The sequence below is a fragment of the Halobacillus sp. B29 genome (assembly GCF_052246755.1).
Classification (GTDB): Bacteria; Bacillota; Bacilli; order Bacillales; family Halobacillaceae; genus Halobacillus; species Halobacillus halophilus.
On sequence record NZ_JBQQCM010000012.1, the window covers coordinates 42,717 to 55,794 of the forward strand.

The window sequence follows — 13,078 nt, forward strand, 5'->3', positions numbered from 1 at the left end:
TAGTTAAAAATAATCTGTATATACTTACCTCAATTTCCTATAATTGGATATATTACGCTTGGGAGGTATTTTATGAAGAAAAAACACGTAATACCGGTAGCTGTTCTATCATCTGCTTTGTTTATGGGGACCGTTTCACCAGCACAAACACTTGCTGTAAGTCCAAATGCGAATACAGAGGTTGTTCAGAAGAAAGTACATAGTGAAGGTAAAGGGAAACCATTCTTCATCAAAGAGATGCAGTCAGAGAAACAAAAATCAGCAGATGGCAAAGCTGCGAAGGAATTCTTAAATAAAAATAAAGCGAAGTTCAATATGGATAAACCTGAAGAGAGTCTAAAATCCTCTAAAGTCACGAAAGATGAGTTGGGTATGACACACGTTAAGCTCCAGCAGAAAAAGAACAATATACCGGTGGAAGGTCATGAAGTTACCGTGCATTACAGCAGCGATAATCGCGTTCAATCGGTTAGTGGACAATTCAACGAAGCGATTGAAAAAGAAGGGCTTCCTTCCAAAGCTTCTCTATCAGCTTCGGAAAGTATAAAACTCGCAAAGAAAGCAGTTGAGGCTCCGGACCAACTGGTAGAATCACCAGATTCAGGGCTTGTTTATTACTCGTTTCAAGGTGAAAATCATTTAGCTTACAAAGTAAATGTGAATTTCCTGGGTGACAATCCAGGGAACTGGTCGGTTTATGTCGATGCGAATTCTGGCGAAGTTATCGATCAATACAACAAAATTATGCACGCACAGGATTATAAAGCATCCAAGGGATCCGGAATTGGTGTGTTAGGGGATCACCGTAAGCTTCACATCACACATAAAAACGATAAATCCGTTCAACCTGGGACAAACTTTTATCTGTTTGATAATTCCCATGAAGACTTGGAAGGGATCTACACTTATGATATGAAAAATCAATGGGGCGACAGTGATGTTCAGTTCCCTGGGGTTCTTTTCAGCTCTCCAAACGCATCATTTAAAGATTCTTATGATAGTCCGGCTGTAGAGGCACACTACAATTCTGAACAAGTTTACGAGTACTTCCTGGAAGAACATGATCGTAACTCCATTGATGGAGAAGGCATGGCCATCAAGTCCTCAGTTCATTTTGGCCAGGATTATAATAATGCCTTCTGGAACGGGGAGCAAATGACCTACGGAGACGGAGATGGCGAATTTTTCGTACCTCTATCAGCTGGTCTCGATGTAGCAGCGCACGAAATGGCACACGGGGTTACGACTTACTCCGCTGGTTTGAAATATCGATTCCAATCCGGGGCGCTTAATGAAGCCTTCTCGGATATATTTGGTGCTTTAGTAGATGAGGAGGACTGGGAAATCGGAGAAGACATTATGGCAGAAGACGCTAGAGAGTCGGGCCGTACCTCCCTTCGCAGTCTGAGTAACCCTAGTAAATATTCAGTTGGAGAAAAATATACGTCATATGGAGATGGAAACGGAAAGTATCCTTCCCATATGGACGAGTACTATGATCTTCCTTTAGATTTTATAATGGCGGTGTTCATATTAACTCTTCCATCATCAACCATGCAGCCTATCTAACAGGCGAACAGATTGGCAAGGATAAACTAGGGCAGATTTATTATCGTGCACTGACGGTTTATCTGACTCCAGATTCTGACTTCAGTCATGCGAGAGAATCCTTAATTCAGTCAGCTGTTGATCTATATGGTGATAATAGTACAGAAGCCAAGGCCACAGAAGATGGATTGAATCAGGTAGGAATCACCGAATAATAAGTGAATGAAAAATAAAGAAAGGCAGAGGTATATATACCCTCTGCCTTTTTTGTGCATCAAGCTTATGAAGTTGTAACCTTACGTTTCTCTCGAATGACGGCATTAATCGCTTTCCGATTTTTCCAGACAAACTTACCCGCCTCTTCCCGCTTCAGTACACGTTCACCTTCGTCGCAATAATCGAGGCCTCGCCCGTGCGCCGTGATCAAACCGTCACGATAAACCATCAGTGTCCAGTCTCCGCTCCGTTCCTTGTCCGAAAACACCAGATAGTGCTTAGCACCCTTTTCATCGTACTGTGCGAAATCACAAAAAGACGACAACAACTCTTCAATATCCCGTTTAGTTTTAATAGTCATCTTACTCCATCCCTTATTTTTCGTTTCTTTCATTATATCATATGACATTTTCATTTCACTTCTATCTACAAAACACTTTAATAAGCTACAGAATTAGACGAAAAGGTAATAGATTCGTATGGAGTGAAACTCCTTGTTCTTCAGCATTTTGCCCTTACCCATAAGTATGAATGGCGTGTTGGGATAAGATTTGAAAGGATTGGCGTAAGCAGGGAGTTTATACATAGGTAAGTCATAGGTAGATAAAAGGCAATGCTTCCACCCTTAATTGCGGAAGCATTGCCTTTTATTTCTCCCAAATAACCTCATCCACTTGCGCACCTAAGTGCCGTCCGGGCTTATCCTTGATCCCGAGCAGGCGGTGGCCAACTTCCAGACTGAGTAAAGGAAGTTCCCCCTCCTCCTCTTCCATCAAATATACACTCGAGGACTTTTGCAGAGTGGCCGAAATTGTTCCTTCTTCCGTCTGACATTCAACCCTTACAAACGGGCGCTTCTCGACCTTCACCCGTCCAATAGGGAGTTCCCGCTCCTCTTTTCCAGATAGCAACAAGCTTTCTCCAGGGTTCAGTTCATGTAAGTAATAGGTTTTTTGTTGTTGATACAAGTATTGGTGGAACGCGCCGCAGTTAATTCGAAAAGGGCGCGGCGGATAACCGTCCGACTCGCGGTTTTCGGAAAGTACCTTCACGTAACCGTGTCCTGTATTTCCTACATAGAGCCCGTCCTCTGGGTTGAGGACGTCGATGAAATCTAGACAGACTCTCATGCCTTCACCGATTTCCTCAATCTTCGATACTTCTATATATTCATTTTTGCTAGTCATCGATTGATTGGACCTCCTTTTTCTTAATAAATTAAGTATATCAGACCCTATGCCCGTCTCGAATATAGAATATTCGAATAAATAGTTGTCCTCAGAGGTTAGGATGTGTCATGGTTAATAAAAAGAACAGAGGTGATTGGATGACTACGTTATTGGAACAAGCACAATCCATGCAAGCGAGTTTGACCCAGTGGCGACAATATTTACATCAAAACCCGGAGACAGGGTATGAAGAATACAATACATCCCGATTTGTTCAGGAAAAACTGAAAGAATATGGTTATGAACCTTATGTGATCGCGGAAACAGGAGTCGTTGCTTTGATCGACTCTGGAAATCCTGGCCCCACGGTCGGGTTAAGAGCCGACATGGATGCTCTTCCGATACAGGATGAAAAAACGACAAGCTATGTATCGAATACGCCAGGGAAAGCCCATTTATGCGGGCACGACGGGCACACCACTATGCTGTTAGGAGCAGCGAAGCTATTAAAAGATAACCCTCCTAAACAAGGCAGGGTCAAGCTTATCTTTCAGCCGGCGGAGGAAGCGCTTTTTGGCGCTCGAACGATGATCGAGGATGGCGTTCTTGAAAACCCTGAGATCGACGTGATGGCTGGTCTGCACGTCAATCCGGATTATCCTGTTGGGCAAGTAACCTGTGCTCAAAAAGAGGCCTGCGCAGCCGCTGACTTTTTTGACCTTGAGGTTATTGGAAAAGGTGGCCACGCGGCCCAGCCTCATAAAGCAGCAGATCCGATCAGTGTAGCTGCCGAAGTCATCAGTTCCCTGCAGCAGGTTGTCAGCCGCCAGGTAAATCCGTTGTCTCCTACAGTACTTACCGTCGGCCAGATCCACGGTGGTTCGGCAAACAATGCGATTGCACCAAGAGTTTCGATTGGCGGCACCGTCCGTACGCTGGATCCAGAAGTGCGTGATTCAATTGAAGCGAAAATGGAAAGTATCATTAAAGGAATTACCCAGGGCTTTGGCATGGATTACCGGTTCCACTACCAATATTTCTATCCGCCGCTTGTGAATGATGAAGATCTACTTCCTTCAGTAGAACAGGCCGTGAACAATGTATTCGGTCCTGGAAAATTCTCTGTCATCCCGCCTTCAATGGGCGGAGAAGACTTTTCCTTTTACGCCGAAAAGATTCCAGCAATTTTCTTCCGACTTGGAGTTAGAAATGAAGAAAAAGAAGCCATTTACCCTCTTCATCATCCGCAGTTTGACCTTGATGAGGAAGCATTACCTTATGGTTCTGCGACTTTGACGCAGTGGGCGCTTTCGATGACGGAGGATTTAAGGAAGTATAAATAGTGTGGAGAGCTTGCAGAGATGATATCTCTGCAAGCTTTCTAATAAGCAGAAGATCAATAAGTTATTTCCTTATGTTTGAAAGTTCTTATATTTATCAGGAGACATACCAAACCTATTACTACCATTAGAGCTACAGCCGCAAGTGGATAAATTAAAGGATACCCAAATAAAGAAATTGTTTTAAATTCATCAAACAAAAAATCTACTCTCATTATCTGTAGAAAGTTGAATTGAAGGGCCTCTTTCAACCAATAAGGGAGTTCGACTATCTCCAGTATAGTATAAGGGATACCAAACACTGCTCCGCTAACCATAAAAGAAAATAAGCTGTTTCTACACTTCGACGAAATCAGTAATACAAGTAAAGCAAAACTAATAGCAGCTAATAAGTGAATACTTAACTGGATAATATGATATTCTCCCATCGTTAGAGGATATGGAGAACTATGATAACCAAATTTATACTGAATAGGATTTTCCCACCCTTCAGTTGTAAATATCCAGCCTTTGGTAACTAAATTCCAAACCTCCCATATTAGCATGACAATAAAAGTATAGATTAGTGCTGCCGATATTTTTGCCCATACCAAAGTTGATTTACCCTTTTTAGAACTAAGAATATAATGGTCTATTTTTGATGTATATTCACGAGTATAAATAGACGAGAGTCCTGCAAGCAACATAGCTCCTGTAATGATAAAGGCAAATGTACCAGTGTAATCTATAATTTCTTCAGGGCCTTTATGATAAGAATAGGAAGATACATCAATTTCGTTAATCATTGCCTTTTCCATAGAGGCAGAGGAGCTATTTTTCTCGGAAAGCTCAGATACTCTTGAGACTAATTTTTCCTCAATCATTGGGATTGAAGAAATCGCTCGATATATATTTTTCTTCGCCTTCTCTGTAGTACTCACCATATGGCTATCTTGTCCTATCACTTGATCCGTACTTGCTTCTTGAGCCTTTTCCATTTTTTCCTCGGTCAGTTCACCATCCAACTTATGATAAATCTCTAATTCTTCCTCAGTTATGTGATCTGAATTGAGCAGATAGCTGGAGGTAATCAAAAGCAACATAAATAATAAGACATAAATCATCCTCAGTTTAAGTATCTTGGTTAATTCTATTTTTAGAAGCTGATTCATTCATTGCGCTCCTCATCAAAGTAGTAAAGGTATAGATCTTCCAAGTTAGGACGTTTATTTACAGCGTATTCATGGGGTTGAGTGTCACTGATAATGCGCAGCGTATAATCTTCCTTATAGCTGAATATATTTCCAACTTTGTAGCGTGACTGAATAGCTGGAATTTCCTGCCCCCTCACATTTACAGTCCAGACTTTACCGTGTACCTCGTCTAATAGCTCTTCAGGTTTTGCTTTTTTTATCAGCTGTCCTGCTTTTAAAACCATTATTTCCTTTGCGATAAACTCTATATCCGATACAATATGCGTTGATAAGAGAATAATTCTTTCTGCCGCGATTGTTGAGAGTATATTTCGAAACCTCACTCTCTCGTTGGGATCTAGACCTGCAGTTGGTTCATCTACAATTAGAATTTTTGGATCATTGAGCAATGCCTGAGCAATACCTACCCTTTGCCTCATTCCCCCAGAAAACTTCCCTAGTTTTTCTTTTCGATGACTGATCAGTCCAACAAGTTTGAGCAATTCAGGTACTTTTTGTTTTGCTTTATCTCTCGGAAGACCTTTTAAGGCAGCTATATATAGAAGGAACTTCTCAGCAGAAAATGACCGATAAACTCCTGCTTGTTGAGGTAAATATCCTAGTAATTCACGGTATTCTTCATCCATTCCTAAGATTTCTCTTCCGTCTAATGTAATCGTTCCATTTGTAGGCTTCAATACAGTGGCCAGAATCTGCATTAACGTAGTTTTTCCTGAGCCATTTGCACCTAGAACGCCATAAATTCCTTCATTTAACTCAGCTGTAATGGAATCGAGCGCTGTTTTATATTTATATCGTTTAGTGACTTGGTTCAAAGTCAACTTCATAGTTAAACCTCCCCTTTCTAAGATGTTGGAATTGATAGAGTAGTATGCCCAGCGAGAATATACTTGCCACAATAAAGTAACCCTCATGTATATTCTGAAGCACCTGCTGAAACTCCTCAGAGGATAAAACAACTGCAGCAAAAGACAGCCATATGAGTAAAGTGAATACTACAAAAGAAAGGCGAGCTTTGCATTTACAGGCAACTGTAAAACCAAGCGCTGCCACGATGGAAAAAGGCGTAACCCAGTATAGCGTCAATTTCCCTATTAAAGCGCCATCCGTAATAATAGGAATAATCAGCGAAAACAAGAGGTTCAATCCCACATTAAAACCACCTGTTACGAGCAATTTAGCCATTATAATCTCAAATAAAGTGTGCTTAAAGGTTAGTTCAAGCTCAGCCATACCATTGTTTAAGCTTCTAAAAATCTCAAGTAATCCCAAAGTAAAAGGCACTGGAGCGAGAAGCATGAGCGTAAAATAAGGATTCGCTTCCCTTAATAGAACGAAACCGAAGCCAGTCAGGAAAAACAATAGGTTGGATATCCAGAATACCGAATGGATATTTGAGAATTCATATATAGCTGTTCTAAGCAATTTCTCCGCTTTACCCAAAGAAAAAGCAGACTGCTTTCGAACAGGGGTCAGTGGTCGAATCGCTTCAATCGTAGCCTCCATTTGTTCTTCACTTGGATACTCTACATCGTAATGAGAAAGTGCATCCTCTAGCTCCATTTCTAAATTTTCTATCTCGCTATCTTCTAAAATGGAACTTTGCTGACTAGCTGTGGTTTTGGAAATTTTTCTCTCCATTCTCTTCACCTCTTTTCAAAATACTTTTTAATTTTTTCAGCCCTTGTTTTAGCCTGGATTTAACTGTTGCCTCTTTCACACTAGTAACTTCCCCAATTTCTTTAATCTTCATATCGTGGAAATATTTTAAAAGCAAGGCTTCTTTTTGATAATCGGGAAGCATTTCAACTGCTTTTTTAATTTCTTCTCTTGTCTCTTTCTTATCAAAGATATAAGACACATTCTGCTGTTGATCTGTTAGGCTTTGCGGGAGCTCTGAATGAGTCCGCATATATCTATGGTAAGAACTCTTCCAATAATCCCTGCAGCGGTTTACAGCTATTGTAAACAACCAGCTTTTGAAGTTTCCTTTTGAAGAATATGTATGTAATGAGTTCATCATTTTAATGAAAATGTCTTGAGTCAGATCGTAAGCAAGATCCTTGTTTTGCATTTTACGGTAGACAAAAGCGTAGATCATTTTATAGTACTTCCTGGTCAACACTTCCGCGGCCGCTTCGCTTCCAGACAATATTTCTTTTACTAACTTCGAATCATCCATTGCTTTTTCACCTCCAATAATTATGACGATTAAGTATGTAGAAAGATTTAAATCAATTATAAAAGATTAATTGGAAACTGAAATGGATTAAGATTTAAGTTTTATTTCGTCCCTATTGAACTTCATAAAATTAGCTCCTATCTCTCTTTTTAGCAACAAAAAAGCGCACCCTGATGGATGCGCTCTCCAATTATTAAAACTCCTCATATTCTGCCGGATTCTGATCGTTCAATCGGCCATCCTGACGAGTTAATTCTGCAATCATTCCCATTTCAGAATCACTGAGTGAGAAATCGAATATAGATAGGTTTTCAAGCTGACGCTTAGGAGAAGCTGACTTCGGAATCGGAATCGCCCCAAGCTGATGATGCCAGCGTAAGACAACTTGCGAGATCGTTTTATTGTGCTCGTCCGCTATTTTCTGAAGCGTTTCATTATGAACGATTTCGTTAGCTTTCGCAAGCGGACTCCAGGATTCCGTTTTAATTTCATGTTCATCGTTAAAGATTCGCTGCTCTTCCTGATTGAAAAACGGATGAAGTTCAATTTGATTGATGCTCGGCTTTACGCCCGTCTCGTTTTCCAGCCGCTCCAGATGCTCAGGGAGGAAGTTACATACGCCGATGGAACGGATGAGCCCCCATTTTTTTGCATCGATTAAAGCCTGCCAGGCCTCTACGTAATGATCCTGTTTAGGGTTGGGCCAGTGAATCAGATACAGATCATAGTAATCCAGGTCCGCGCGGTACAGGGATTCCTGGATCGCTGTAACGACCTTATCATAAGTCTGATAACGACCGGGAAGCTTCGAGGTTATGATCAATTCTTCCCTTGGGATGGAACTGCGGCGGACGGCCTCTCCGACGGTTCCTTCATTTTCATAGTTATAAGCGGTATCAATGAGTCGATACCCGGTATCAATGGCGCTTGTAATGGCTTGAACACCAGCATTACCGTTCAATGCGTAAGTGCCAAAGCCTATCGCTGGTAAGGTCAAACCATCATGAAGTGTAATAGTTGGAATACTCATAATCGACTCCTTCCTAAATATGAATTCAGCGTATCACTTTAATGAATAATTTTCCAAATATTCGCTCGAATCTTACTCATTGTAAAACTATTATGAAAATATCTCTGAAACAAGGTTCTCGTTTATACCCAATACTGTTAAAATGATGGGATAGAAGGAAAGTAGGTGACTCCATTGAAAGAAACAGAAATCCAGGTATTAAAGATTATTGAGAAAAATGCAAACCTAGGCGTAGCTAAAATCGCCAAGATGATGGGAAAAAGTGAACAAGAAATTCAGCAGGTCATTGATGACCTCGAAGACAAAAAAGCGATCCTTGGCTATTCCACTTTGATTGACTGGGCAAAGGTCGTAGAGCACGAGGAAGTCACGGCTATGGTAGATGTGAAAGTAACACCGGCACGCGGGGTCGGTTTTGATAAAGTGGCCGAGCGTATTTATCGTTTTCCTGAGGTGAAAGCGGTGTATTTAATGTCAGGGGCCTATGATTTATCCGTAACGGTTAATGGAAAGACGATGATGGATATCGGTAAGTTCATTTCCGAGAAGCTCTCGGCACTTGATTCCGTTCTATCCACCACGACCCATTTTGTCCTGAAAAGATACAAGCACGACGGCTTTATTCTGGAAGACGATGATGAAGATGATAAAAGAATCGTGGTATCTCCATGAATAAAAAGTCGTTCGTATCGAAGCATGTGGAGAATCTGAAACCGTCGGGGATCCGCCGTTTTTTTGATGTCGCCGCCCAGATGGAGGATGTCATTTCCCTGGGAGTTGGCGAGCCGGACTTCGTCACCCCATGGAACTTTATCGAGCAAAGCTTCCATTCGCTTGAGCAAGGATATACATCCTACACGGAAAATGCAGGGATGATCGAACTGCGCAAAGAAATCAGCACATATCTAAATGGGAATTTCCAGTTGGACTATGACCCTGCCGAACAGGTGATTGTGACGGTAGGAGCAAGTCAGGCCATTGATCTTGCTTTGAGGGCGGTGGTCGAACCAGGAGATGAAGTCATCGTGGTCGAACCAAGCTTTGTGGCTTATGTTCCTACCGTCAGTCTTGCTGGAGGAACGCCTGTCACAATCCAGGCAGAAGCGGATAATGAATTTAAACTCACCGCTGAAGCTATTGATGAAGCCGTTACTCCAAGAACAAAAGCGATCATGCTCTGCAACCCGAATAATCCGACCGGCACCTTTTTAACAAAAGAAGAGTTGGAGCCGATTGCTGAAGTAATTGAGAAGCACGATTTAGTAGCGCTGTCAGATGAAATATATGCAGAGCTTACTTATGACGCTTCCTATACGAGCTTCCCTTCCCTCGCCGGGATGAAGGAACGAACGATTTTAATCAGTGGCTTTTCGAAAGCGTTCGCGATGACTGGCTGGCGCCTTGGTTATGCGGCAGGTCCATCCGATTTAATTGCGGCCATGGTGAAAATTCATCAATATACCATGATGTGCGCACCGACAATGGCTCAGCATGCAGCGCTTGAAGCCATGAAAAACGGACGCCCGAGTGTGCGGGATATGTTCGAAAGCTATAAACAGCGTAGAAACTTTATCGTAACAAGTTTAAATGAAATGGGACTCGAATGTCCGAACCCTGGCGGCGCTTTCTATGCTTTCCCTTCCATTAAAGCCACCGGATTATCCTCCGCAGAATTTGCCGAGCAATTGCTCCACGAAGAGCAAGTTGCTGTCGTTCCTGGTGATGTGTTCGGAGAAAGTGGAGAAGGCTACATCCGCTGCTCCTATGCCACTTCGCTGAAGCAGCTTGATAAAGCGATGGACCGCATGAAACGATTTGTGGAAAGCCGGACTCCGAAAACGGTAAGTCAGACATAAATAACTAAAACAAAACCACCTCCCCGTTACTCAGGAAGGTGGTTTTGTTTTAGTTCACAGGATCTACCGGGATTTCTGGTGGATCTTCTGGATCTTCAGGAGGATTCTCCGAATCTTCCGGCTCTTCAGGTTCCGGTACATCGTCGTAATTTTCTTTAGTCACACGTTTCGCACCTACGTATTTCGGCCCCCAGAAGCTGCTTGTCACGAGGTTTGTCACCGTCACTCCTTTCGACACTGTAACATGAACAATCTGCCCATTGCCTACATAGATCGTCGGGTTCATATAATTCGCTTCCAGGAAGACGATGTCTCCGGGCTGCAAGTCTTCTCTCGCGACGTCGTCTCCAATTTGCATCTGAGCATAACCATCGGCTGGAAGCTCAATTCCTTCCGCTTCCTTAAATACATATTGAACAAATTCAGCCGCTCCGAAGCCCTCTGGAGTCACACCACCTGCTTGATATGGAGATTCACCTATGTATTTCGTTGCTTCTGAAACAACCGGATCTTCTTCCGGAATTCGTAAATTCTCGAATCGTTTGACCCCGGTGAATTTCTTCTGCCAATAGGAAGAACTCAGCGAAGCAATACTGATGCCGTAGGTTCTCGAAGAGTGGATGATTTTCCCGTTTCCTACATAAATGCCGTTATGCGAGATTCCTTCCCGGTATGTATTACTGAAAAATACAACATCCCCTACTTGAATATCTTCAAGAGCTACATCATGTCCTACCTCCCACTGCCGATCCGTGGACCGGGGAAGATATAAACCTTTTGCATCTTCATAGACACGTCTCGTAAAAGCGGAGCAGTCAAATCCCTCTGTGGTTTCTCCCCCGAATAAATAGGGAATACCTAGATACGGCAGTGCCGCAGCTACGTAATCATTCTCAAGCGCGATGTCTTTTGGATAGATTAATTCATAGTTTACGCGGTCCTCATACGTTTCCCCTTTATAAGTGAATGTTCTCGAATTTTCCCCTTCTTCCAGAGGCTTATCCAGATGAATGACAGCTGTTTCCTCATTGTTAAAAGTTGCCGAGATTTGATAGGCACTGATCGCCATCGCTTCCTCAAGCTCAAGGAACAAATCACCATATCCAAACTCAGTATTATAGGATAGCAAGGCAAAATCACCACGGATCATAGGCTCATTTGGTTCAAATGTAGTTGCAGAGGTACCTGAAATCAGCCCATGTGAATATAAGACACGAAGATAGTCGGTGTACCAGGCCTGGTTATTCACATCTTCAAAAGGTAAAGCATTTCCTTCCTGCATTTCAAGATTGTATCCCTCTACGATGATCTTGGATAACTCTGCCCGGGTAATATCCTCATTTGTGCCAAATAAACCATCGCCGTTTCCTACAATGATTCCTGCATGATATAGAGCATTGACTGCTCCTGAATACCATTCTCCCTGCTTCACATCCGTAAATGGAGCAGGAGGAGCATTTTCCGTATCTAAGTTTAATAGCCGGGTAATCATGAGCGCTGCTTCCGCCCTGGTAATTTCAGATCGATATTTAAATTCTCCATCCGTATAGCCCTGAACAATTTCTTTTTCTGCAAGCGCATGGATCGGTTCATAATAGATCGTTCCCTCGTCAACATCAGAAAATTGTTTGGATCCTGCATCCACTGTTTGCAGGGGGATAAGAAGAGCGATGGGCAAAACAACCGAAGCGATCACCCGTTTTACATATGTACGTTTGGTCATGGGAATCTCATTCCTCCTAAAGTTTATTGAAACGTCGATATTTGTCTCTAAAAGGTATATCGACTCGAATTGTAAAGTCTTCAATAAGCTGAAGTTATTTTTATGAAAATCACGGAATGAGTGAATAAAGGCCTAGTCTGTTGGATAGAAAAAAAGACCGCCTCAATCGAGACAGTCTTCCATCGTTCCTTACCAGCTTTGATGCTCCCTTCCTCTACTCAGCACTCTTAAAATTTCTTCCTACCTTATGCTTGATCTTTTTTCTGTACCTTTTCACCGTCGACACACTGACTGATCGATCAGCCGATATCTCTTCAACCGTATACCCTTGCAGCGTTAAATGAAGAATCTCACTCTCCAGGCTGTTCAGCTGACTGCAGTAAAATACATCATAGAATTGATTAAATTCTGAGGTCGGATCAGGAAAGAATCCCTTCTCTTTCGGATACATAATCGAGATTCGGTTCCAGTACTGCTGCTCTTTATGAATAATAGTTCGAAAGTGGTAATGTAACTGCCAGGTGAAATAAGTAGAAAATTTAGAGAGTGAAGCGTCGTAGCGCTGAATGCACTGCTCATAAACAAAGTAGGCATCCTGTATGTAATCCTCATAAGGAAGCGGCATACCTAACTGATGCAGTACATGATGCACGAGGGCATGGTAATCTTCAAATGGACAAGGTAACTGGTTCATCATTTCTCTTTTCTATTGAATATTCAATCAGGTAGTACGCGCCCCCTTATTATTACCTATAATGGATAAAAATGATAGACTATTTTTGTAAATTTTAGTCCTTTTACACTATAATTATTCAATAATA

14 protein-coding genes are annotated in these 13,078 nt (G+C 42.1%); 5 read left to right on the forward strand and 9 right to left on the reverse strand.

Annotated elements, in window-relative coordinates; translation table 11 throughout:
• Positions 1-72 precede the first annotated feature (72 nt).
• Together ACTWP7_RS15115 and ACTWP7_RS15120 are read left to right on the forward strand one after the other, a co-directional pair.
• Complete coding sequence (locus tag ACTWP7_RS15115; RefSeq protein ID WP_443123899.1) at positions 73-1,569, forward strand: M4 family metallopeptidase; 1,497 nt, start codon at positions 73-75, stop codon at positions 1,567-1,569.
• Positions 1,548-1,763: a M4 family metallopeptidase gene (locus tag ACTWP7_RS15120; protein WP_443124014.1), complete on the forward strand. Its 216-nt coding sequence runs from the start codon at positions 1,548-1,550 to the stop codon at positions 1,761-1,763. The genes ACTWP7_RS15115 and ACTWP7_RS15120 overlap by 22 nt, the downstream gene beginning before the upstream one ends.
• A 65-nt stretch (positions 1,764-1,828) precedes the next feature.
• On the opposite strand, the gene ACTWP7_RS15125 is transcribed toward ACTWP7_RS15120, so the two are convergent.
• Positions 1,829-2,179 carry a hypothetical protein gene (locus ACTWP7_RS15125; RefSeq protein WP_443123900.1) on the reverse strand — a complete coding sequence of 117 codons (351 nt, stop codon included), beginning with the start codon at positions 2,177-2,179 and terminating at the stop codon, positions 1,829-1,831.
• A 232-nt stretch (positions 2,180-2,411) separates the two neighbouring features.
• Positions 2,412-3,056 (reverse strand): 3-dehydroquinate synthase II, encoded by a 645-nt coding sequence (locus ACTWP7_RS15130; RefSeq protein WP_443124015.1) that lies wholly within the window; start codon positions 3,054-3,056, stop codon positions 2,412-2,414.
• 35 nt (positions 3,057-3,091) lie between these two features.
• On the opposite strand from ACTWP7_RS15130, the gene ACTWP7_RS15135 reads away from it, so the two are divergent.
• Positions 3,092-4,276: a M20 metallopeptidase family protein gene (locus ACTWP7_RS15135; RefSeq protein ID WP_443123901.1), complete on the forward strand. Its 1,185-nt coding sequence runs from the start codon at positions 3,092-3,094 to the stop codon at positions 4,274-4,276.
• A gap of 53 nt (positions 4,277-4,329) precedes the next feature.
• On the opposite strand, the gene ACTWP7_RS15140 is transcribed toward ACTWP7_RS15135, so the two are convergent.
• The 5 genes from ACTWP7_RS15140 to ACTWP7_RS15160 all read right to left on the reverse strand — a co-directional run bounded on the left by ACTWP7_RS15140 (position 4,330) and on the right by ACTWP7_RS15160 (position 8,678).
• Positions 4,330-5,424, reverse strand: a complete 1,095-nt coding sequence (locus ACTWP7_RS15140; protein WP_443123902.1) for a hypothetical protein — start codon at positions 5,422-5,424, stop codon at positions 4,330-4,332.
• Positions 5,421-6,293, reverse strand: coding sequence for an ABC transporter ATP-binding protein (locus ACTWP7_RS15145; protein ID WP_443123903.1), 873 nt, complete (start codon positions 6,291-6,293; stop codon positions 5,421-5,423). The genes ACTWP7_RS15140 and ACTWP7_RS15145 overlap by 4 nt, the downstream gene beginning before the upstream one ends.
• Positions 6,265-7,107, reverse strand: coding sequence for a hypothetical protein (locus ACTWP7_RS15150; RefSeq protein ID WP_443123904.1), 843 nt, complete (start codon positions 7,105-7,107; stop codon positions 6,265-6,267). Before ACTWP7_RS15150 ends, ACTWP7_RS15145 begins: the two co-directional genes overlap by 29 nt.
• Positions 7,076-7,648, reverse strand: a complete 573-nt coding sequence (locus ACTWP7_RS15155) for an RNA polymerase sigma factor (RefSeq protein WP_443123905.1) — start codon at positions 7,646-7,648, stop codon at positions 7,076-7,078. Before ACTWP7_RS15155 ends, ACTWP7_RS15150 begins: the two co-directional genes overlap by 32 nt.
• A gap of 193 nt (positions 7,649-7,841) precedes the next feature.
• Positions 7,842-8,678, reverse strand: coding sequence for an aldo/keto reductase (locus tag ACTWP7_RS15160; RefSeq protein WP_443123906.1), 837 nt, complete (start codon positions 8,676-8,678; stop codon positions 7,842-7,844).
• A 174-nt stretch (positions 8,679-8,852) separates the two neighbouring features.
• On the opposite strand from ACTWP7_RS15160, the gene ACTWP7_RS15165 reads away from it, so the two are divergent.
• Positions 8,853-9,350: an Lrp/AsnC family transcriptional regulator gene (locus tag ACTWP7_RS15165; protein ID WP_224893563.1), complete on the forward strand. Its 498-nt coding sequence runs from the start codon at positions 8,853-8,855 to the stop codon at positions 9,348-9,350.
• Complete coding sequence (locus ACTWP7_RS15170) at positions 9,347-10,534, forward strand: aminotransferase (RefSeq protein ID WP_443123907.1); 1,188 nt, start codon at positions 9,347-9,349, stop codon at positions 10,532-10,534. Before ACTWP7_RS15165 ends, ACTWP7_RS15170 begins: the two co-directional genes overlap by 4 nt.
• 49 nt (positions 10,535-10,583) lie before the next feature.
• Here the strand turns inward: ACTWP7_RS15170 and ACTWP7_RS15175 are convergent, their stop codons facing one another.
• Positions 10,584-12,257 carry an NlpC/P60 family protein gene (locus ACTWP7_RS15175; RefSeq protein WP_443123908.1) on the reverse strand — a complete coding sequence of 558 codons (1,674 nt, stop codon included), beginning with the start codon at positions 12,255-12,257 and terminating at the stop codon, positions 10,584-10,586.
• Positions 12,258-12,471: 214 nt separating this feature from the next.
• Positions 12,472-12,954: a sigma-70 family RNA polymerase sigma factor gene (locus ACTWP7_RS15180; protein WP_443123909.1), complete on the reverse strand. Its 483-nt coding sequence runs from the start codon at positions 12,952-12,954 to the stop codon at positions 12,472-12,474.
• Positions 12,955-13,078 lie beyond the last annotated feature (124 nt).